We start from the raw sequence: 21,247 nt of genomic DNA, 5'->3' as shown, positions 1-21,247 counted from the left end.
GCACCTTTTTATTAGATAGGAACCAAAAAGTAACTATTGGAGGATTAGCTTAAATGTTTACCAAAAAAGAGTTGCCTGAATGCCCTGTAGCAACAACTGTTGGCTTAATAGGGAACAAGTGGAAATTACTTATCATGAGAGATCTTCTGAAAGGAACCCAACGGTTCGGTGAGCTTCGCAAAAGTATTCCGGAAATCAGTCAAAAGGTATTAACCGAAAATTTGCGTTCCATGGAAGGAGACGGTATCGTCATTCGCACCGTATATGCGGAGGTACCGCCCAGAGTCGAATACAGCTTGAGTGATTTAGGTAATACGCTGAGGCCCATCATAAGTGTGATGGAAACATGGGGAATGGATTATAAGAAGTTCAATGAGGATACTTCGACCGATACAGACGTATAGGATTACGGACAGTAGAAAACGAGTGCATCCATGTTCACGGTGCGCTCGTTTTTTTGGTGATCACTTTTGTGGATTAGTAAAAGTGTGTCCTTACTTCCTCTTTAATAGCGTAGCCACACGCTCATCTCACCAGCCAGGCGATTGCCCCACAGATAATAGGGAATGGCCTTGAAACGTACAGCCTTTGTCTGCTTAATATAAGAGCGGTATGGCTTCCCATCCAACCATGAATCGCTGTCGTTAGCCACGAGACCTTCCCCTTCTACCACGACACAACCACCTAGCAAATCTGGATCAGCATACGCTGTCAACTGCGGCTCCGCAGCCAACGCGAGTGAAGTGAGCGGTGCTTCGTTGTCTGCTTCTTCGACGCAATAAACGAGCGGGCCGCGTTGAATAGCCACCTTGCCTGCATCTGCCCGAATCAAAGGATGTGCGGCAACTAACTTCGGCTCGATCGGAAGCAGCCACTCCACTGTATTACCATCTGACCAGCTGCGATTTATTTTGGCGTAACCATTCTCAACATGCACATCTTGCCGTTTACCATTTACTTTCAACGTTGGTTCTCCGTCCTGAAACCAATCTGGTATACGCAGCGCAAGCTCGAACTCGGCACATTCGCTGTCTTTGGGAAGATGAACCGAGAATTCAACATGACCGTTCCAAGGTAACTCGGAGCGTTGATGCAAAGTTATTGTGGTGTCGGCAAGCTCGAACGAGGCTTTGCTTCCAATATACAAATGGGTATAGATCGTTCTGCCATCCTCAGACACGTCGTAAATATAATCGTCTATCGAACCTAGCAACCGTGCAACATTTGGAGGACAACAGGAGCAACCAAACCATCTTTGTCGGATGGGCTTTACGTGATGTTTATTTGGATTTTTAAGACTTGCTTCTGGCCAAACTTCAAGTGGATTGACATAAAAGAAGTGTTTCCCATCCATAGACATGCTGCCCAGCACATTGTTGTATAGCGCTCTCTCCAACACATCCGCATATTCGCTCTTAACTTCCAATTGAAGCATGCGACGTGCCCAGAAAATCAAACCAATTGAAGCACAGGTCTCCGCATAAACGGAATCATTGGGAAGATCGTAGTCAAACGTAAAGGCTTCCCCGAGATGTGTTGAACCAATGCCCCCGGTAATATACATTTGTTTGCCTGTTGTGTTCGACCAAAGTCGTTCACACGCCGCCTTCAGTCCCTCGTCACCTGTTAGTCTCGCAAGATCAGCCATCGCCGTGTACATGTAAACTGCCCGAACAGAGTGTCCAACAGCTACCTTTTGCTCACGAACAGGCAGATGAGATTGATAGACTTCAAGATTAGGCGCTCCCTGGGACCAGATGTTTGTCCGGCTTCCGCGTTCCCATTCCTCGATGAAATAATTGGGCTGCTTCCCCCGTTCATCTATAAAGTAGCGGCTAAGGTTTAAATAACGCTCTTCTCCCGTAACACCATATAGCTTAACCAGAGCCAATTCAATCTCCTGATGACCGCAGTAAGCCCTTATCTGTCCCGGTTTCGTTCCGAACATACGATCAATCAGATCAGCGAATCGGCAAGAGATGTCTAGCAATTTCCGCTTGCCTGTCGCCTGATAATAAGCAACCGCTGCTTCAATTAAATGGCCTGCACAATACAGCTCATGAGCTTCGTAAAGATTGGTCCATTGCTTCCCAGGTTCCTGGATCGTGAAGTAGGTATTCAGATAACCATCGTCCTGTTGGGCTTGGCCGATCAATTCGATAGATTCATCGGCGATCTTCTCTAACCTCTGATCTGGATGATGACGGAGCGAATAAGCAACGGCCTCCAACCACTTGTAGAGATCACTGTCCTGAAATACCCATCCGCCAAACTCTCCTTGCTCCAAGCCAGCAGCAATACGGAAATTTCGAATTGCATGACTAGGCTCAGCGTCCTCTACCCTATCGTTCAGAGCTTCCCATTGATAGGGAATAACCGTTTCTCGTACAAGATTGGTATACGCATTCCAAAATTGGTCTTGAATTTGGATCTGGTTTTGTCCCATTAAACACACCTCAAAAGTATAAAATTTGACTCTTTCCAAAGTCGAGTATATGCTTTTTCTTAGTGTGAGAATAGGAATGGAATGAGCTTTTTTCTATACAAAATGACACTAAAAAATGAGGTTGATTCATTGAATGAAGAATTAATTGTTGCCTTACAAACCCCACCTCTTCCATATTACTGGGAATCTGGTCGTTCAACGTTCCGTGTAGGCGACCGTCATCCTAATCGAAGAAATTTCGGTCTGTTTGATGTATTGCTCGTGGTTGATGGGGAACTACATATCGGTGAGAACGGGACGGAATGGACACTTGGTACAGGTGATGCACTGGTATTACTACCTGAAGGTGAGCATTACTCGTTTAGGCCCTGCGAACAGGAAACAACGTTTTACTGGGTTCATTTTGAGCATGTGAACTGGCATCAGAGTCCCTTAATAGAAGAATCGGAAGCGGTAATTCCGTTATCGCCATTCGATAAGCCAAAATCAATACGGATTCCTAAGAAAACTACGGTGCTAAGTCCCCAACTCGCATTTGATCTAATGCAGAAGCTGTTGGAACTGCCGGTAGGTGATTCCTTCTGGGAGAAGCAGCAACTGTTATTCCGCTTTCTGGCTACACTTGAAAATGGCATCTCAGATATGGCCAAAACACCTGCTTCACGGCTTGCCGAGAACGTAGCTGTTTTCATCCAGCAACACTACCAAGAAGAGATCACCAATGAAACACTCTCATCAGCGCTACACTTCCACCCTAGCTACATCGTTCGCTGTATGAAAATGAAATACGGTGTCACACCGGTTCATTACTTATTACAATTCAGGATTGAACGGGCCAAGCAGCTTCTGGTTTCGACGGAATGGTCGATAGATCGTATTGCTGCTGAAGTGGGTTTTCAATATTCCCCTTACTTTTCTACCTGCTTCAAGCGAAGTGTTGGAATATCTCCCCTCCAGTTTCGCAAGAAATATCTGCATTAGTTGAACTCAGAGGGAAGTTGTACATTGAAAAACTAAACGACCGTACCCCGGAAGAACACCGGGAAATGGTCGCAATTTTATTTCTTTTCTTTTTTGTACTGTCTAGTCCATGTTCCCTGTCTTTTATCCTACAGCCGAGCGATATTCTCCTTTTTACCAACCAATTCCGTAATCTCTTCTCCCAACTTTCGATAATCCATACCATTACCCCATTTCTGAATTTGGATATAAAAAAGACCAAAACGGTATGCCTTCCCCTACTCACATAAGGAAAATGCAAAATCATTTTGGTCATGCCTGCTTTACCAGTAACAGCCAAACACTGCTAATATTCAATTCGTTATCGATGTAAACGTTTAGCGGATCATAATATCAGACAATAAATTAGTAGCATCACTTTATTTATTAGATTGTGTATGTTTCTTAACAGCAGGCATAATGATTGTTGCTAGTAGTTCAATGTTCTTTTTAATCTGATCCATACTGATGCCACCTGCATCGATCTCGGCTAAGAATCGTTGTTGACCATACATCTCGTATTGATACAACATTTTTTCAATAATTTGCTGAGGAGAGCCCACCATGAGTGCATCTCGATAATCGGTAGCAGCCAAGAATTGTTGCTCAGGGTAACCACTACCTCTTAATTGAACCGTAGCGTTATTAATATGTGGGTAGTATTCGCGTAAGGCTGTTTGGCTATCTTCAGCTACGTACATGAGACTCGTTGTGGAGATGGGTAATCCTGCAGGATCAAAGCCTGCACTTTGTGCAGCTTCACGGTAACGATCTACAGCAGTTTTGAATGCTGTTGACGGTCCACCAAGTGTCGTTAGCATCATGGGTACCCCTGCTAAACCTGCTTTAATCGCACTTGCCGGTGGTCCTCCTACTGCACGCCATATCGGCATTTTCCCATGTAATGGTCGGGGGATAATTTCGGCATGATGTAGTGGTGCCCGGAATTCCCCTTGCCATGTAACACGCTCTTCTTCGTTAATCTTCAGCAGTAATGCCAATTTCTCTTCAAACAATTCTTCATAGTTACTCACATCAAAACCTAATAATTCATAAGCACCTAGACGTGAACCACGTCCTGCTACAATCTCCGCACGTCCATTTGAAATCAGATCCAACGTTGCAAAGTCTTCATATACTCGAACCGGGTCAGATGTACTCAGGACTGTTGCGGAGCTCGCGATTTTAATGGTTTTGGTTGCTTGAGCAATTGCTCCAAGGATCACGGTATGTGCCTGGGTTGCAAATAACGGCTGATGACTCTCCCCTACTGCGAATACATCAAGTCTTGCTTCTTCAGCCAGTTTGGCAGTTTCGATTAATTCGTTAATCCGTTGCTGTGCAGAGATGCGATGGCCTGTGAGAGGATTGCTTAAATGATCTCCTATGGAATAGAGACCGATCTCCATACCTTTTTCTTGTTGAATACGATATTGTTCCATCTTAGTCTGTCCTTCCATATGAGTTCCATGGAGGCCTAGAAACCAAAAGTTGGTTTCATCTCAATTCATTCGTTGATCTTACTGGCGCCTAGTCCAAGTTTCTTGAGAAGATCGGTTAACTGTATTTTTTCTTCATTGGTAATAGAAGATAGATTTTTGGATATCACCTCAACGTGTTGAGGAAAGATCTCTTTAAATACATTTTGGCCTTGATCCGTAATGACTACAATTGAAGATCGACGGTCTGTTGGACTTGGTTCTCGCTTTACTAATTCTTTCTTTTCAAGCTTATCAACTACATATGTGATGCTCCCGCTAGGGATCGAAAATTTCTCACTTATACTTTGGACCGTGTGTGGTCCTTTATTGTAGAGGAGTTCCAGCACCATAAAGTTCTCATTACTAATGCCGTATCGTTCTATATCTTTTACAACGTCATCAAAAACAGTTTTACTAGCCTTTACCCACACACGAAAAAGCCGTAAATCGATCTGACTTTGTTCATCTCCTTGAAACATGTACAGGACCTCCTATTAGATACCTTCAAAAAATTCGTAATGGTTATCTTAGTTTGCTGTATAAAGGATAATCAACTTCAGTCGGAACTTCAATAAGCAAGATTCTAAGGTCTTGATTATTAGCTCGTATGGCTACTTTCTCCTCTTCCTCTGATTGAACGATAATAAAATCCTTATGTGAGAAATGAGTTGCTTTAATTGTGTCTGACAAAAGAGTTCCATCTCCTCTAATGGCTAAACTAGCCAATGTACGACCAAAGGAAAGGCTATGAGTATATACTGTTCCCTTAGGAATAAGTACATCCCACATTTTAGCATCAGTCACGGTTTGCATAGGAGAATTGTTTCCTAAGAGTGTTTTAATTTTGACATCATCTATATCCACTAACGAAAACTGATTAGAATCGAATTGCGAATAAATAGGTGTACGTTTAACGGCTTGGCTTAGATGTGGTTCAAACCAAATTTGAAAGGCTTCAGTTGGTTCCTTTAACGCCTCAGCATGTTGCACACCAGAGCCTGTTTGCATGAGCTGAGCTCCTCCTTCTTGTACAACACTTTCCGTACCCAGTGTATCCCGATGATATCCCTTACCATGGATCACATAAGTGATGATTTCGAAGCCTTGATGTGGATGGAATCCGATTTCTGCTGGTTCCTGAGAATGAGCCCAAGCCCAGTAAAATAGGGGGCCTACTCGAGTAATGATGGAGCCTTCTCCAGGAAAACCGATTGGTTTTTGTTCTTTGATTTTACCACCATCGAACTGACCACTTGCTTGATCTTTGGGTTTAATAATTCGGATTCCCATTATACTCACTCCTTAGTTTAACGGACCATTCACACAAACAAAGATCCGTAATTGATTAGAAATACGACCAACCCTAGAATTAATAAAATGATCGGCATAAGCATTTGTTTCAATTGATCCTTTATTTTAATGTGGGTCATGATCGCACCGCTCATCGTTACCACGATGAGCAAACCACCCCATGCAGCTAAACCCTCATTCCAAATACCTGCAATAACTAAACCTGCTGCAATGACTTCGATCAACCCTGTAAACACTCGAAACGCTCCAGGATATCCATAGTGCTTAAATCCTTCTACCATCTGCTTGGACCCAAACTTCATAAACCCAAACATAAGAAAACCTAACCCTAAAATCACTTGCAAAACAATGGATAGTACACTCATAAATTCAATCTCCTCTTTACCCTATTATTATTAATCCTAATGTTAGAATAAATGTATCCTAACATTAGGCTATATGTGTGTCAACAAAATTCTATCGAAACTAAAAACCTTCTCTCCGAAGGAAAGAAGGTTTTATTTTTGTTAATATAAATTAATTCAATCAGTAGGAATGTACGTACCGACTCTGATGGCGGTTCGATTGAAAATCGAGCTAGATTTGCTATTGAGGTAGCAAAAGCTGTAGCTGAGGAAATTGGAGCAAGTCGTACAGCAATTCGACTCTCTCCCGGTGTTCCTTAAGGAGATATTCTTGAAGGTGCAGGCCTATTCATCCGCTAACATTTTTGACCCAATCAGCGACTCTTCGACTACTTTCTTCTTCCGATAGATCTTCAATCCGAGTCAGAATAGACCACCGTACGCCAAAAGGGTCTAGTATACTTCCGAATCGATCAGCAGACGCAAAGTTAATAATCTCTTCTCTTACTTTCGCCCCTCTGGATACGGCGGTTGCAATGGTTTCATCCACATTAATGACATAAACCCCTAAAGAATAACATGCATGATCTTGATCTGGGGGCAAAGCCAATTGATATGCCGGGTTCGCAGCCCCCAGCTGCAAAAAACCATTTCCAAAATCTAATTCGGCATGAACAATAATCGTATTACCATTTCCATCTGGATGCTCAGTGATATCCTTCACCCTTGCATTGAAAACAACTTTATAGAAATGGATTGCTTCAGAAGGATCCTTCACTGTTATAAATGGGGTAATCGATGTAACGCCGTTAGGTGTACCCTTCTTTGTATATTTTCCTGATACTGCCTTGTGTTTTGTCTGTTCACTCATATGTCTACTCCGCCTTCCTTCTCAGTAATCCGAGATTGTCATCATTATAAAACAACTTCACTGACATCTACTGTCAGTGAAGTTGTTAAAGTTGATAGTATTCCATTAACTCGGATACAACAGCAACAAGTCTGTCCTTCACACGCTGTGGTTCGATGACTTGAATGGATTTCCCATAGGAGAGGAGAAAATAGGGGACGTATGTATCAATTGATTTTTCATCAAATAAAAAGATGGCTTGATTAGAAGTCCGCTCTTTCAGATAATGTCCCATAAACCAATGCAGCCCCAAGTCATCCAATGCCTCGAATCGGCCTTTGATAACCAAGGAAATTAACCCCTCTTCCCCCCCTACATCAGGTAACAAATTTTGCAGAAAAAATTCACGAGCAGAAAAAGCTTCCGAACGATTAAAACGGAGCGGAGTAAGCTTGATTCGCAGAATACGATCTGCCCGAAAGCTGCGGAATTCTTTTCTCAAGTGGCAAAACGCAATGGTATACCATTTATTATTCCAGTAAACCATTCCATACGGGTCTATTACTCTATTCTTGGGTTGTTCATCTCGGCTTCTGCGATAATCAATTTCGACAGAGCAGTCATTAGCCACGGCTTGCTCCAATTCCGCCAAGATCGGCTGAACGGATGGATCTCCCATGCGATTGATAACGTTAAACCCGGCTAAATGACGGCGAAGTGTGTTTTCCTGATCCTGATTTGTATACATTTTCAATTTGGATGTTGCATTGTCCAATGCCTCACTCAAAGGGTATCCAGCTTCTTTTGCAAACACAGCAGCTTGGAGAAGTGCCTTTTTTTCATCAATCTCAAATAACAGAGGTGCTTTGATATGCTGATTCAGCAAGCTATACCCGCCGTTGTGACCTGTATCGGAAACGATCGGTACTCCACTGGCACATAATGCATCAATATATCGATATACGGTCCTTATATTGATTTCTAACTTTTCAGACATCTGTTTTGCAGTTACTTTGGTGCCTGAATTCAGCATCCATAGAATGGCTAACATATTATCGTTCTTAGGCATAACCTGCATCCTCATCTTCAATTCATTATTGGATATCTCTACATTATATCAGTACAGCTTATTTTACATAAAACATCTGCGTTGGGCGATACTACCTAGAAATATATTCTCCGGTTTGGAGCGAAGGCCAAATGAAGCAATCCACATCTAATATTAATACCTCCGAGGTAATTATTGTAGTTATCAATTCAATACTCGGAGCTGGAATTCTAACACTCCCTCGCACAATTAGTAAAGCAGTAGGGACACCAGATGTATGGATTTCTGTCATTTTATCAGGATTAATTGTAACCACAATCAGCATCCTGCTTGTAACCTTGTGTCGTAGATTCCCCGGTAAAACGGTATTCGAATTTATACCCGAAATCACAGGTCAGTGGATTGCTTATCTATTGGGACTTTTAATTATCGTATATTTTGTTGTTCTTTGTTCATTCGAAGTTAGAGTCATGGCCGAAATTACAAGTATGTACATCCTTGAGCGCACGCCTACTTGGGTCACCATTATGGTCAGTTTGTGGATTGGTATTTATATGTTAACGGGTGGTCTTAAGGTCATCATCCGGGTCTTTTCAATCGTGTTGCCCGTTACGCTCGCGTTACTAGCGCTGGTTTTCCTTTTAAGCAGCAAAATGTTTGAACTTAATAACCTCAGACCACTCCTGGGCGATGGATTCATGCCTGTGTTGAAGGGTCTTAAACCTTCGTGTCTCTCCTATTCTGGATATGAAGTTTTACTCATCATCACAGCCTACATGGTGGACGTGAAAGCGAGCAATAAGGCTGCTATATACAGCATACTTAGTTGTACGATCATATATTTGGTCACGATTGTCACCGTTGTAGGAAATTTATCTTTGCCAGGAATTCAAACACGAATGTGGCCAACGTTCGACATGGTTCGAAGTTTTGAAATTGAGGGATTTCTTTTTGAGCGTTATGAATCACTGTTCATTGTGTTTTGGCTGATGCAGATCTTTGCAACCTATGCTTTTAAACACTATTTTGCGGCAATCGGGGTCCGAGATTTGTTTCGTCTCAAAAATATTACGAGCATACAATTCGCGATGTTGCCAGTCTTGTATGTAATTGCTTACTTGCCTAAAAACCTGGAGGAAACGTTAGCTTTGGGTGATTTTCTCGGAAACATGTCCATTTTCTTATTTGGCTTGTTACCACTGCTGCTGCTCATCATTAGTTTCATTCGCAAAAAAGGCGGGAAGCAGGCTTCTAGTGAAGCCATAAAGGTAGGCTAAATAGTGAGTTTTTCTTATAGGTGCTCAGGAGAACCTTTTCGTTCTCCGGGCTCTCCAGTAGCATAATGCATTCTGTAGACAGTACAAAAAAGCAAAAAAAGCCGCTAAAATAGCGACTTTAATGTGAGTATATTTTCTTCATTATTTATTAAAAGTAACCTTTTCTGTACCGCCTTCAAAAATGATGGATGTGTCCCGCGGCTTTGATTCCGAAATTTTACGGCCGCCTCTGTAGGAATAAAGTACGCCGGCTTGTTTGCGAACAGCCTCATATTCGTTCTCTGCTTCAAGTACGATGAAGTTAGCAGGTTTACCTTCTTCAATACCGTATACATCCTCAATCTGTAACGTTCTTGCGCTATTTTTCGTAATGAGGTCGATCGAATTCACGATCTGGTCGTAACCAAGCAGCTGCGAAGCATGAATCCCCATGTGCAGTACTTGCAGCATGTTGCCTGTACCGAGCGGATACCATGGATCGAAGATGTCATCGTGACCAAAGCACACATTTAGACCTGCTTCCTGCAACTCTTTGACACGCGTCAGCCCTCTTCTTTTTGGATACGTGTCGAAGCGTCCTTGCAGGTGAATGTTAACCAGCGGATTGGAGACAAAGTTCAAATCGGCCATCTTCAGCAAACGGAACAATTTGTACGTATAAGCGTCATTATATGACCCCATTGCTGTCGTGTGGCTTGCCGTTGTTCGTGAACCCAGTCCACGTTCGTAAGCTTCCTTGGCAACAACTTCAACAAAACGGGATTGCTCGTCATCGATCTCATCACAATGGATGTCGATCAGACGGTCGTATTTTTCGGCCAGATCAAACGCAACTTTCATTGAATCAACGCCATATTCCCGTGTGAATTCAAAGTGTGGAATGCCGCCGACCACGTCAACGCCCATTTTCAGTGACTCTTCCAGCAATTCTGCCCCGTTTGGATAAGAGTGAATGCCTTCCTGTGGAAAAGCAACAAGCTGGATATCCATATATGGAGTCATTTCTTCTTTTACTTCAAGCATTGCTTTAACGGCGATCAAGCTTGGATCGGTAACGTCCACATGGGTCCGTACATGCTGGATACCTTGTGCCAATTGCCATTTCAGTGCCGTTTTGGACCGTGTTTTGACATCTTCATGTGTCAAGAAAGCCTTGCGCTCTGACCAGCGTTGGATGCCTTCGAACAGCGTTCCGCTTAGATTCCATTCCGGCTCACCTGCTGTGAGCGTTGTATCGAGATGAATATGCGGCTCAATGAACGGTGGCAGCACAAGCGATCCGTTGACATCCAGGATCTCCTCATTTTCAGTCGTTTCCAGCGACTGTGTAATTCGTTCGAACTTCCCGTCTTTCACAACGATATTCCATAGTCCTTCTTTACCCCGCAATTTTGCGTTCTGTATAATCATTTATTTTCCCCATTTCTTTGGATTCTTTCGCAGGAACAATCAGCATCAAGACGATATAGGCCACTGCTGTACCAAGCAGTGCGTTCAATGGTGTTACGCCAGGAGCCAGTTGAGCGAATGCAACGCCGATGGCCCAGGCCACCATCGCTACCCAGTTTACATTTTTGAATGACATGTCAGCAAATGGCTTATAGTTTCTACGTTTCACAATGAAGTAATCTGCGATAATAATAGCCCCGATGGATGGTACCGCCGCGCCCAGTACGTTCAGGAAACTGACGAAGTTGTTGTACATCCACATGGCGAATACGGTACCAACGATGCCATTTACGATGACGAAGAATTTCTTTGAGATTTTGGTGATGTTGGCAAAACCAAGACCTGAAGCGTACAGTGCATTATCGTTGGTCGTCCAGATATTCAAGCCTAAAACGATGATCGCCGGGATGATCAATCCTTGCAGGAACATGACCTCCGAGATATCAGCCAGGTTATAGGCCATTGCGCCAACTGCTCCGAACAGAAACATAAGTGAGTTACCCAGGAAGAATGCAATCACTGTTGCGGTAACTGCCTGTTTCGATGTTTGGGAAAATCGGGCAAAATCGGGTGTCAGCGTTCCGCCGCTTATGAATGATCCGATACAGATCGTTAATGCTGCCGCCGCGGTAAGCGACTGAGTCGGCGTGTAATCAAGCAACCCTTGCAAACCACCCAGCGAACCTGCACCTTCGAACATGGAGTAACCACCGAGAATGGCAATCGCAGGAACCGCGATATATCCGAGAATGACGAGTGACTTCATGCCGAAGATGGCTGATGCCGTCATGGCAAGTCCGAACACGATAATTAACAGGTACACGTTCCAGTCCATGGCTTTGGCAACTGGAATCGCGAACATGGCTACCCCGACTCCGAACCATCCGACTTGTGTGAAGCCTAATAGGAACGAAGGCAGATACGATCCTTTTGCACCGAACGCATATTTAGCCAGCAAATGTGTGGACAGGCCCGTTTTGGCGGCGATATGTGCCAGTGCCCCTGTATAGATACCGAGCACCAGATTGCCTGCAAGTACGATGCCAATGAACTCCATGAACGTCAAGCTTACGCCCAACGTCCCTCCTGCCAGCATACTTGCTGAGAAAAATGTGAAACCGAGCATGACGGATAACGTCTTCCAAAAGTGGTTTCTTTGCGTTTTCGGCACGGCTTGCCATGAAAACTCTTGATCTTGTTTGCTCATCAGAATACCCCCAACATAAAGTGTATCTGATACCAAAAAAAGCAGAAAAAAGAGGCTACTCGTCAAGTTATACACTGACAAGTAGCCTCTTTTTGCATCATAATCCGCGCGAAGACACAGAGCATCCTATTACGGAATATGCCCTGATTCTCGCGTGATTATGAAATCCGCTGCCCTTGCCAGCCTCTCTGGACTGAATTAAAGGTACCAGTATTCAATTACATACTATTATTTTGGAAAAACCTGAAGTTGTCAATGTCATTATTATCCAACGGTTATTAATTCCTTATATAGCAAGTTGTTTTTGATCACGCATACTCCGATGACAGCGCACCTGCGGGTCGAAAACAACGCAACGAACAAATAGATGCACGCATTGACATTTGTACAAATAAATTCACTGCGTTTTTTTCATTGTAAGCCCCGGAATTGGCACCTATAATTACATTGTAATTGATAATGGTTATCAATGAGAAAAAGAGAACTCAGGGGGAAACAATGATGAACAGTACAATTAGGAAACACCTATTCATATGGGGAGCATGCTTCCTTCTTCTATCCGTCCTTGCAGCATGCAGCCGTTCAGAAAGCGCCCCTTCACAAGAACCTGTGAAGACCAACGAACAAATGACAAAAAGCTATACCACCCAAACAGACGAAGTGATTGAAATACCTACTCAGCCACAACGGGTGATCTATCTTGGTTCAACACTTGGAGATCTCCTGGCCATGGATATTCCCGTCGTTGGAGCCAATCTGATTCATGCTTCCGAAAGCTATATTGTAGACCGATTGGAAGGTATTGAGGATGTCGGGAACCCTGGTGATTTGGAGGCAATTACGGCCTTGCAGCCTGACTTGATTTTGAATGGTTATAACCAAGATGCTGACCGGAACGCTGCTTTTTCGAAGATTGCGCCTACCATTCCGTTCAACTCGGCGTTGCCATTTACGGAACGCGTACGTGAGCTTGGCAACATTTTTGGCAAACAGGATGAGGCAGAGCAATGGATCAGCAGATTTGATACAAAAGCGGAAGCGATGTGGGACAAGCTGAATGTGGCAGAGGGCGAGACAGCGACCATCTTCTTGCAGTTGGGTAAACAGCTCTATGTGATGGGTAATCGCTCCTTGGGTGTAGTCTTGTATCAAGAGCATGGATTTTCAATTCCACCAGCAATTCAGCAAAACATTATCGACAAGGACCAAACATTTATCCAACTTTCGGAAGAACTAATGCCGGACTATGCAGGTGATCATCTCTTTGTCCTAACGCTCGATAATGACGAAAGCCGAGCTGAATCTGAACGCTTGTTACAGAGCACCTTGTGGAAAACGTTGCCTGCCGTTCAGCAAGGACACGTCTATACAGCTTCAGCCGAATGGAATACCGACAACCTGCTGGCACTGGAGCAATTGCTTGATGAATTACCGAAATGGATGAATCAATAATAGCGCATTGATGATGGCGTCAAAATCCTCCAAACCCTTTGGGCTATGGAGGATTTTTTGATTTTGTAAATTTGTACTGCGTGTAATAGGGTCTGCAACGAAACATTCTCTAACGTGTAAAATGTGGTAAACTAGCAATTGAGAATTATTATCACTAGATCGGAGTGCTCCAGAATGCAAATGGCTTCCCTATACATCCAACTGCAGCAGTATGATCTGCTTCAGCTCACACCACTGCAGGAAACCAATCATCATAATCCATCAACCAAGAGCAAGGCTGCCAATGAATACACACTGCTTATTGCTTTGGATCATGGAATTCGGCTGTTAACGAACAATATTCCCCAAGATCTGAGCCAAGGCAGTTGTATTCTGCTCCCTACTCAGCAATCCTACATTCTCCAAACGATAAAAGAGCAAGCGCATGTAGCCCGGTTGACCTTTCTTGCTTTTCAAGTGGATCAGTTGGATCTGCTCCCGGCTTGCCCTCCTCTTATTCTGGGCTTGCCTTACAGGCTGTCTCTTTCTACTATAAAACTGGCGTTTGCAAGTGAGGACTGGATTTCTCCGTCGCCTTTGCAATCCAACAAGAAAAATCGGTTGCAGGAGAAGAAATACACCTCTACACATCATTCAAAATTAGCAGTTACTCAGGCCCGGCTGCAACTGATTCTTGGTCTGATGGCTCAGCTAGAAAGCGCTGCTCCGCCAGTGCAAAATGATCAAGCGGTTCAACGTACACTCAGCTATATGGAGCAGCACTACAACGAAGATCTGACCGTAGAGTTCTTGGCCGAAATGGCTGGCATGGTTCGATGGCAATATAGCAAATTGTTTAAGGTGATGACTGGCAAGAAACCAACGGATTACCTGGCAGAGCTTAGAGTCAAGCATGCTAAAAAGCTACTGTCCAGTTCTACCGATACCTTGCGTGAAATATCCAGACAAGTCGGTTTTAAGGATGAGTATTATTTCAGTCGGCGTTTTCATCAGCTCACAGGACACCCTCCACGGGAATACGCGAATATACAAAGACGTACCAGGCAAAGAACGATAACCGATTCCCTCGGCAGGCAGATTTCTCTTCCTGATGCGGTTTTGCGTATCGTAGCCACAGGCACCAATACCCTTGGCGAGTTGCTTGCTATCGGTATCCGTCCAGTCGGCGCGGGTATGACTACAATGAAATCACAAGTCATATATCGTAACAAACTGCATCAGATCCCGGACATTGGACTGCAAGGCGCACCAGAACAAGTCTTCCTACTGAAGCCTGATCTTATCCTGCTAGGCAACTATAGTGAGCAGCAGTTACATCGACTGGATGCCATTGCCCCTACCATCGTTTATCACGAATCAACCAGCACTTTTGAGCGTCTTCGTTATATTGCGGATCTTTTCGGTCGGAGCAGAACGGCTGAACAGTGGATCGACCGCTATGAGGAAAGTGTCAGGAGGATACGGCGACAATTGGCGGATGATTATATTGCAGGAGAGCGAGCAACTGTCTATCTGGTGCTGGGCAAGAACATATATGTTATGGGACAGACGGGATTTGCCGCTACCGTGTATGAATCACTTGGCTTTCGACCCACTGTATCCGTAAATCAACTGATCGTTGATGGCAGACCTTGGATACAAATTGATCACAATAAAATCACGCAATACGGTGGAGACCGAAACTTCGTGATGGTACCTCAGGAGGAGATGAATGTAAATATACCTTCTCCGCTCCAAAGTTTGGTTAGCATGTTGGCACCCAGTAAAGTACATATAGTAGAAGCTGGCTGGAACTACGATGATCCCCTTACCCGTGAGAGGTTATTGACGATTCTACCCTCTATTTTTGCTAAGGATGGACTGGCCCTTGTGCCAGTAAATGAAAAAAAATAAACCGTGCTTCACGGTTTATTTTTTCAAAACATTTTAACCATCTTACGATATGTGTCCAACAACCTCTGGTAATACTCTTTCGTATTCCTTATATAAAACATAACGATTAACACCTCTGGAAGAGTTAAGTGCTTCATGCGCGTGCTGAATAGCGGTATCGCGGTTTTCTGCTTTGAGTTCAAGACCCGCGAGCAGTGTTGATCTCATCCATTGTTTTTTAATGGATTGAAGTCTTTCCCGCGCATCTTCACTTTTCCCGTCTTCCAAGAGTAGAATGGTTTCGTAATATGTACGGTAATCCGATAAGCCGATATGAGGTACAGCTTGCCGAATGGCAAACATATCCTTACGATATAACCCGTAAGCTGCCTTGAACTGTGCTTGTGTTGTTCTTCGCTTATATTTCTGCATAATCTGCTCCATAACAAGTTCTGACTCATCATCAAGTCTGTTCGCAAAAACATAAATAATGTATGTCCCAGGTGTATTTTGCTGCTTGGATAAAAAGGACTCTAAACGATCTATACGCTTATCAAATACTAAAGGATAAAAAACATGCTTAATAAATGCGATAAGAATGGTAACGACTACAACCCCTACAATCAGAAATAGAGGATATTCATTTATTTGCATAAACATGACAAACATCAATACAACCAAATAAAACCCGAATTCCCACCAAGAGTACCTCATAATGAATCTCCTTCGAATAGAAAAATAAACAGCCAGTCTATATTATATCAAATTTAATTCCCCTTTTTGTATAATCTTAGGAAACAAAAATCACGAAGATTATTCTATCTTTCGCAAAATCAAGCCTGACTAGATTTTCGGATACAATAAAAAAGCCGCTATATTAGCGACTTTCAGTTGAAATAATTAAATTTATTATTGAACACTTAATAGTTCTTCAAAAGCTTTTATGTTCGTGTCAAAATCAGGAACGGTTTGAGTTTCTTCAGCAGATTTGACCAGTTTTACAACTAAATCATTATAAGGTGTCGCAATTCCGGTACCTTCTGCTCTGCTTGAAACAACGCCATTAATATAATCAATTTCCGTTTTGCGGTTCTTTTCCAGATCTTGAAGCATGCTTGCTTTGAGCAGTCTGGAGGGCTCCATCACGTAACGTAATGTTTTCACCCGTTCAGGGATATCTTCTTTGCTGTTCATTTCGAGTGAAGCGATGTCGAATCCATTCATTTTAACCAAGGTAACCCCATTGGCGCGAGCAACTTTAATCGTCTCGTCCGCAATATGAGCTGCACTCACAATGCCGGCTTCGTGATCAATAATGTCTCCGTATTCCCCATTCAATGCAGCGGACAAACCACTAAATGCATTGTTGATCAGCAATTTGGACCATTTGGTTCCAACCAGGTTATCGGAAATATGTGTTCCACCCACAAGATCCAACACCGACTTCACACGTTGAATTCGTTCGGTGATTTCACCATTTAATTCGCCAATCTGAAAAGCATACTGCTTAAATTGAGTGTACTCGGTTGTCAGACTTGATACACCTGGCTCAATGAACGTAGCGCCAAATTCAACGGAGCCAGCAATAACACGTTTTTCACCAACAATAGACGCGACTTTCTCTTCCGGAATCCCGTTCTGCAAGGAACACACCATACTGTCTTCTTTCAAGAATGGAAGTAGTTCCTGAAGGATGGAATCGTTGTAGAGTTGTTTGGTTAGAAGTAACACGAGGTCATACTGTCCTGATTTTTGATCAGGAGTAATTGCTTTTACTTTGGCCTGAAACTCTGTGGTACCCGTCACTTTAGCACCCGTCTGATTTAAAGCATCTACATGTTCCTGATATGCATCAATTAACTCAACCTCCAGTCCACCATCCGCAAGGTATGCACCTACGATGGTTCCCAAAGATCCTGCTCCTACAATTGCAATTCTCATTTTATTTTTCCTCCTTATTTCTCTTCCAGGTAGTTATATACAGGTTGTGCAGCATTTAAGGTTAGGTTGGTAAGGATATGAGAAGCGGACACCACTTCCAACACAGGCAGATCTGCAAGAGGTGCCAACGCATGTTCGAACAATTGAAGCCGGGCAGGTCCTGTCCAAGCTTCCTTCACTTCGATGTCCGTAATTTGAGTACGAATCAGATCACATATTCTTAAATTCCCGGTATAGTCGGTAGCAATCTTAATCATAAAATTAGGTCGGCATATTTCACGTTTGGCGAACTCTTTATCCATCTCCACATGTTTATAGCCCATCGTTGCCGTGGCTACACGCAGCGTCCCATAATCAAGTGTGCCGACAAGTGTATCCGAATCGGTATACAACTTGGGTGCACCCAGCTTTTTCGGATAGGCGGTGAGCTCTCGACCACTCGCAATCGCGGGGAAATTGTCTACGTACATTGAATGCACATAATCGCCTTCCTCCCCATTGAATTGCACAGGGATAACTTGTCCAGCTTCGGTATAAGCACCCAGTCCAGAAACATCCGGCATCCACATCACTTCGAATTTTACCAAGGGTTCCGTAATTTCCAGAGGCTCTGGTACGGCTGCCCGCAACGCTTTTTCATCGGTTCGATAAATAATATTCAAGTATTCACGATTCACGAATTTGTACGGTGGCATCGGGTATGCCGGAGCCGTTAGGGGTGTATTCAGATTTTTGGCTATGTTATTCACATCGATTTTCATCAAAGACACCTACCTTATGTTTTGGTTCTATATAAGTTGAACTAAAGATTATTTACACTGACACTACGATGACAGAACAACCTTCCAATCGCTGTTATCCCCAGATTTTTCGATTCCCCTTCTAAAGGGGAAAATCCGGTGATAGCTTATGCTTCCGATGCAGCTTTCTTTCAGAAAGCTTTTAGGCGAACGCTTCGCTTTTTCAGGTTTTTTCTGTCCTCTCCCTTATTGTGTAAATATTAGTTCAACTTATATAGCCAGGTTTTTGGTATTAAAAATTTGATCTGTATCTCATAAAAAAATTCTACATCAATATTTAAATTTAATATAATACATAATAAGTACTATATATATTTATCAAAATAAATAAGGAGTGCATGTGTATGGAATTGCTTCAGCTCAAATATTTTCAGACCGTTGCCTATACTGAACATATCTCTAAGGCAGCTGCACAATTGAATATTGCTCAACCTTCCCTAAGCTTGACGATCAAAAGACTTGAGGATGAACTGGGTACTCCCCTATTTCATAGGAGAGGAAGAAACATTCAATTGAATTCCTCAGGTGAGATTTTGCTCAAGCACGTAAACCGGATTTTTATTGAAATTGAAAATGCAGAGATGGAGATTAAAGCGGAGGAACAGCAAATATCCAATACAATCAGGATCTCAATTACGAATACTCGGTTCCTCACAGGTCTCATTAGTGACTATATCAACGGTTCCCCCGAAACCAAGCTTCATCAGGGTATTGGGACCCGCAGTGAAATTATTACAGGTTTGAAGAAAGGTGACATGCATCTGGGCATTACCGGGCATCCGATTCAGGATGAGGAGATTGAGAGTGTTGTACTTGTAGATGAGGACATTGTTCTAGTTGTGCCCACGAATCATGCATACGGCGGAGAGACAAGAATTTCATTAAATGTTGTTGCAAATGAGCCCTTTATTTCCCTTGCCGATAATAAGGAGTACAGCCGGTTTACCACCATGCTCTGTGAAAAATCAGGCTTCATCCCCAATCATGCATTTGAGGTCGATTCTCATACCCTGCTCGAAATTATTAGACTTAACCAGGGTGTTGCATTGCTTCCGATCTCCGTATGTAGAACACTAGGATTACGTTATGTAAAAATTGCTGATGATTCCGCTATATATCCAATTAGCCTCTCCTGGGTCAAACAAAAATGGTTATCTCCTGCTGTAAGAGAATTTCGTGATTTTATTACTTCGTACTATGAAGACCATGCTGGATTGTTTAAAGTGGAGTAGGATTTCTTGATACATGACAAACGATAAAAACAAAGACCACGTTAGTCCCTTGGAAGGAACCGACGTGGTCTTTGATCGTTATCTACTCTTAGCTATACTGCAGTCTATCCTTGTACCAAACGTCCGGAATCATCTTGCGCTCCAGTTCCAACAATTCATGGATGATCTTGTCTGCGTCACTGATGGAATTCACGAGCGGATCAGTGAGCATCGCCCTTCTCAGTTTCTCATAGCTCTGTTCCAGCACAGCTTCAACCGTAAGCTCATGCGTATCAAGTACAAGTTCTTGCATCCCTCTGATTCCACGTGGCATCTCGCCTACATGGAGTGGCTTCACTCCATCCATATCTACATCGCACAGTAGTTCCAGGAACGAATCCGCATTCATATTGGTTACCGCGCCTTGATTGAGCGTATTGATGAAGAACTTTTTGCCCAAGTTCGCCACCATATTCTCGATGATATCAGTCGCATGATCTGGTCCGAAGGTGCTCATATAATCGGCAATCGGGATGTTCCCTGCAAGAAAGTCATCCACCTGACGCCACATTTCGTCATGACGCTCATATCTGTCCTCTGTCTCCCAGATCGATAATGGAGGAATGGTATCTGCAGTTTTTCCAAGACCTTGCCAATACCGAACGTATTCCTTTGTATGCGCCGTACAAGTAGGAATGATTCCGAAAATATCATACAGTTCATAGGTAATCGCATCGTTAAAAAGAGCTTTTGCGCCGCGATCACCGCCGTTATTCTCATCACCTGCCAGCTTGCGCATGGCTTCTGCAATTGTGGGCATCACATTTTTTCCTTCATACTCGGCTTTGAGCAGCCAAGTGAAATGATTGACACCCGCGATACGAAAATCGAATTTCTGATTGATCTCCTCAGTGAACTGGCTATTGTTTCCTATGATTCCGGCTCTTACAGCGTAATAGGCTTTTTTATGCGGCATATGATGACTATCGCACAGCGCAAATGATTTGAGATTGGGTGCATAACGATGTAAAGCGATGCCGTGAACGGTAGACGGGTTAATATAATTGATCACCCACGCATTTGGACACAGCTCCTCGATGTCTTTGGCACACTCCATGATAACCGGCAGTTCCCGCATCGCACGAAAGATTCCGCCCGGGCCAATCGTATCGCCAGAACACATACGAATTCCATACTTTAGAGAAACCTGGCAGTCGATGCCTCGATACTTCACCGATTGCTCCGCAAAGCTGAGTACAACGAAGTCTGCTCCCGGAAGCACCTGTCTTCGGTCCACCGAGCCTTCAATCTTTAAGGATACGTTATTCTCCCGAGCGACCCTTTCCGCCAGTGTTACCATTTTTGAAAGTCGTTCCTCGTCCGTATCCACCAAAGCCAGCGTTCCCTGATTCAAGTATGGGGAGTGAACCATCTGCCAGATGGACTGACGACCGAAAAACAGGCTGCCCGCCCCAATAACAACTACCTTTGGATGCTGTGTACTTGTAGCATTCATCAATAACCCCTCCTCGTAACGATATAAGTTCATTATAGGGGAG

At 43.4% G+C, this 21,247-nt stretch carries 20 protein-coding genes; 7 read left to right on the top strand and 13 right to left on the bottom strand.

What is annotated here, in order from left to right; genetic code table 11:
- Window positions 1-53: 53 nt before the first annotated feature.
- Entirely contained in the window at window positions 54-404 is a 351-nt protein-coding gene (locus tag MHI12_RS15305) for a winged helix-turn-helix transcriptional regulator (RefSeq protein ID WP_405172874.1), read from the top strand.
- Window positions 405-505: 101 nt separating this feature from the next.
- Here the strand turns inward: MHI12_RS15305 and MHI12_RS15300 are convergent, their stop codons facing one another.
- Window positions 506-2,446 carry a glycoside hydrolase family 127 protein gene (locus MHI12_RS15300; RefSeq protein WP_405172873.1) on the bottom strand — a complete coding sequence of 647 codons (1,941 nt, stop codon included), beginning with the start codon at window positions 2,444-2,446 and terminating at the stop codon, window positions 506-508.
- A gap of 129 nt (window positions 2,447-2,575) precedes the next feature.
- Here MHI12_RS15300 and MHI12_RS15295 point away from each other — a divergent pair, with 129 nt between their 5' ends.
- The gene (locus tag MHI12_RS15295) at window positions 2,576-3,427 is read left to right on the top strand and encodes a helix-turn-helix domain-containing protein (protein ID WP_405172872.1); all 852 of its coding nucleotides are present in this window, start codon (window positions 2,576-2,578) and stop codon (window positions 3,425-3,427) included.
- Window positions 3,428-3,825: 398 nt separating this feature from the next.
- On the opposite strand, the gene MHI12_RS15290 is transcribed toward MHI12_RS15295, so the two are convergent.
- From MHI12_RS15290 to MHI12_RS15275, 4 genes are all read right to left on the bottom strand, one after another.
- A complete protein-coding gene (locus tag MHI12_RS15290; protein ID WP_405172871.1) occupies window positions 3,826-4,887 on the bottom strand; it encodes an LLM class flavin-dependent oxidoreductase in 1,062 nt (353 codons plus the stop codon).
- 65 nt (window positions 4,888-4,952) lie between these two features.
- Complete coding sequence (locus tag MHI12_RS15285) at window positions 4,953-5,405, bottom strand: MarR family winged helix-turn-helix transcriptional regulator (protein ID WP_076328947.1); 453 nt, start codon at window positions 5,403-5,405, stop codon at window positions 4,953-4,955.
- A gap of 43 nt (window positions 5,406-5,448) precedes the next feature.
- Complete coding sequence (locus MHI12_RS15280) at window positions 5,449-6,216, bottom strand: pirin family protein (RefSeq protein ID WP_405172870.1); 768 nt, start codon at window positions 6,214-6,216, stop codon at window positions 5,449-5,451.
- Window positions 6,217-6,245: 29 nt separating this feature from the next.
- Entirely contained in the window at window positions 6,246-6,602 is a 357-nt protein-coding gene (locus tag MHI12_RS15275) for a DoxX family protein (RefSeq protein ID WP_405172869.1), read from the bottom strand.
- Between the two features lie 150 nt (window positions 6,603-6,752).
- Here MHI12_RS15275 and MHI12_RS15270 point away from each other — a divergent pair, with 150 nt between their 5' ends.
- Window positions 6,753-6,902: a hypothetical protein gene (locus MHI12_RS15270; protein WP_405173002.1), complete on the top strand. Its 150-nt coding sequence runs from the start codon at window positions 6,753-6,755 to the stop codon at window positions 6,900-6,902.
- A 28-nt stretch (window positions 6,903-6,930) separates the two neighbouring features.
- Here the strand turns inward: MHI12_RS15270 and MHI12_RS15265 are convergent, their stop codons facing one another.
- Entirely contained in the window at window positions 6,931-7,452 is a 522-nt protein-coding gene (locus tag MHI12_RS15265) for a VOC family protein (RefSeq protein WP_405172868.1), read from the bottom strand.
- An 85-nt stretch (window positions 7,453-7,537) separates the two neighbouring features.
- The gene (locus MHI12_RS15260; RefSeq protein WP_341007511.1) at window positions 7,538-8,500 is read right to left on the bottom strand and encodes a YafY family protein; all 963 of its coding nucleotides are present in this window, start codon (window positions 8,498-8,500) and stop codon (window positions 7,538-7,540) included.
- A gap of 131 nt (window positions 8,501-8,631) precedes the next feature.
- On the opposite strand from MHI12_RS15260, the gene MHI12_RS15255 reads away from it, so the two are divergent.
- A complete protein-coding gene (locus tag MHI12_RS15255) occupies window positions 8,632-9,756 on the top strand; it encodes a GerAB/ArcD/ProY family transporter (protein WP_341007510.1) in 1,125 nt (374 codons plus the stop codon).
- A 141-nt stretch (window positions 9,757-9,897) separates the two neighbouring features.
- Here the strand turns inward: MHI12_RS15255 and MHI12_RS15250 are convergent, their stop codons facing one another.
- Together MHI12_RS15250 and codB are read right to left on the bottom strand one after the other, a co-directional pair.
- Complete coding sequence (locus MHI12_RS15250; RefSeq protein WP_405172867.1) at window positions 9,898-11,166, bottom strand: cytosine deaminase; 1,269 nt, start codon at window positions 11,164-11,166, stop codon at window positions 9,898-9,900.
- Window positions 11,135-12,412 (bottom strand): cytosine permease, encoded by a 1,278-nt coding sequence (gene codB / locus MHI12_RS15245; RefSeq protein WP_405172866.1) that lies wholly within the window; start codon window positions 12,410-12,412, stop codon window positions 11,135-11,137. The genes MHI12_RS15250 and codB overlap by 32 nt, the downstream gene beginning before the upstream one ends.
- 627 nt (window positions 12,413-13,039) lie before the next feature.
- Here codB and MHI12_RS15240 point away from each other — a divergent pair.
- Together MHI12_RS15240 and MHI12_RS15235 are read left to right on the top strand one after the other, a co-directional pair.
- Window positions 13,040-13,864: an ABC transporter substrate-binding protein gene (locus MHI12_RS15240; RefSeq protein WP_405172865.1), complete on the top strand. Its 825-nt coding sequence runs from the start codon at window positions 13,040-13,042 to the stop codon at window positions 13,862-13,864.
- 174 nt (window positions 13,865-14,038) lie between these two features.
- Complete coding sequence (locus tag MHI12_RS15235) at window positions 14,039-15,757, top strand: helix-turn-helix domain-containing protein (protein ID WP_405172864.1); 1,719 nt, start codon at window positions 14,039-14,041, stop codon at window positions 15,755-15,757.
- Window positions 15,758-15,799: 42 nt separating this feature from the next.
- Here the strand turns inward: MHI12_RS15235 and MHI12_RS15230 are convergent, their stop codons facing one another.
- The 3 genes from MHI12_RS15230 to MHI12_RS15220 all read right to left on the bottom strand — a co-directional run bounded on the left by MHI12_RS15230 (window position 15,800) and on the right by MHI12_RS15220 (window position 18,438).
- The gene (locus MHI12_RS15230) at window positions 15,800-16,450 is read right to left on the bottom strand and encodes a hypothetical protein (RefSeq protein ID WP_405172863.1); all 651 of its coding nucleotides are present in this window, start codon (window positions 16,448-16,450) and stop codon (window positions 15,800-15,802) included.
- Between the two features lie 195 nt (window positions 16,451-16,645).
- Window positions 16,646-17,677, bottom strand: coding sequence for a ketopantoate reductase family protein (locus tag MHI12_RS15225; RefSeq protein ID WP_405172862.1), 1,032 nt, complete (start codon window positions 17,675-17,677; stop codon window positions 16,646-16,648).
- A gap of 14 nt (window positions 17,678-17,691) precedes the next feature.
- Entirely contained in the window at window positions 17,692-18,438 is a 747-nt protein-coding gene (locus MHI12_RS15220) for an acetoacetate decarboxylase (RefSeq protein ID WP_082704226.1), read from the bottom strand.
- A gap of 383 nt (window positions 18,439-18,821) precedes the next feature.
- Between MHI12_RS15220 and MHI12_RS15215 the strand changes: the two genes are divergently transcribed.
- Window positions 18,822-19,709 carry a LysR family transcriptional regulator gene (locus MHI12_RS15215; protein WP_341007502.1) on the top strand — a complete coding sequence of 296 codons (888 nt, stop codon included), beginning with the start codon at window positions 18,822-18,824 and terminating at the stop codon, window positions 19,707-19,709.
- A gap of 88 nt (window positions 19,710-19,797) precedes the next feature.
- Here MHI12_RS15215 and MHI12_RS15210 read toward each other — a convergent pair whose 3' ends face one another.
- Complete coding sequence (locus MHI12_RS15210; protein WP_341007501.1) at window positions 19,798-21,204, bottom strand: glycoside hydrolase family 4; 1,407 nt, start codon at window positions 21,202-21,204, stop codon at window positions 19,798-19,800.
- Window positions 21,205-21,247: the final 43 nt, after the last annotated feature.

The organism is Paenibacillus sp. FSL H8-0280, assembly GCF_045040665.1.
Lineage (GTDB): Bacteria > Bacillota > Bacilli > Paenibacillales > Paenibacillaceae > Paenibacillus > Paenibacillus xylanexedens_A.
The sequence above is the reverse complement of the archived record's forward strand: the minus strand, read 5'-3'. Positions and strand labels throughout refer to the sequence as shown.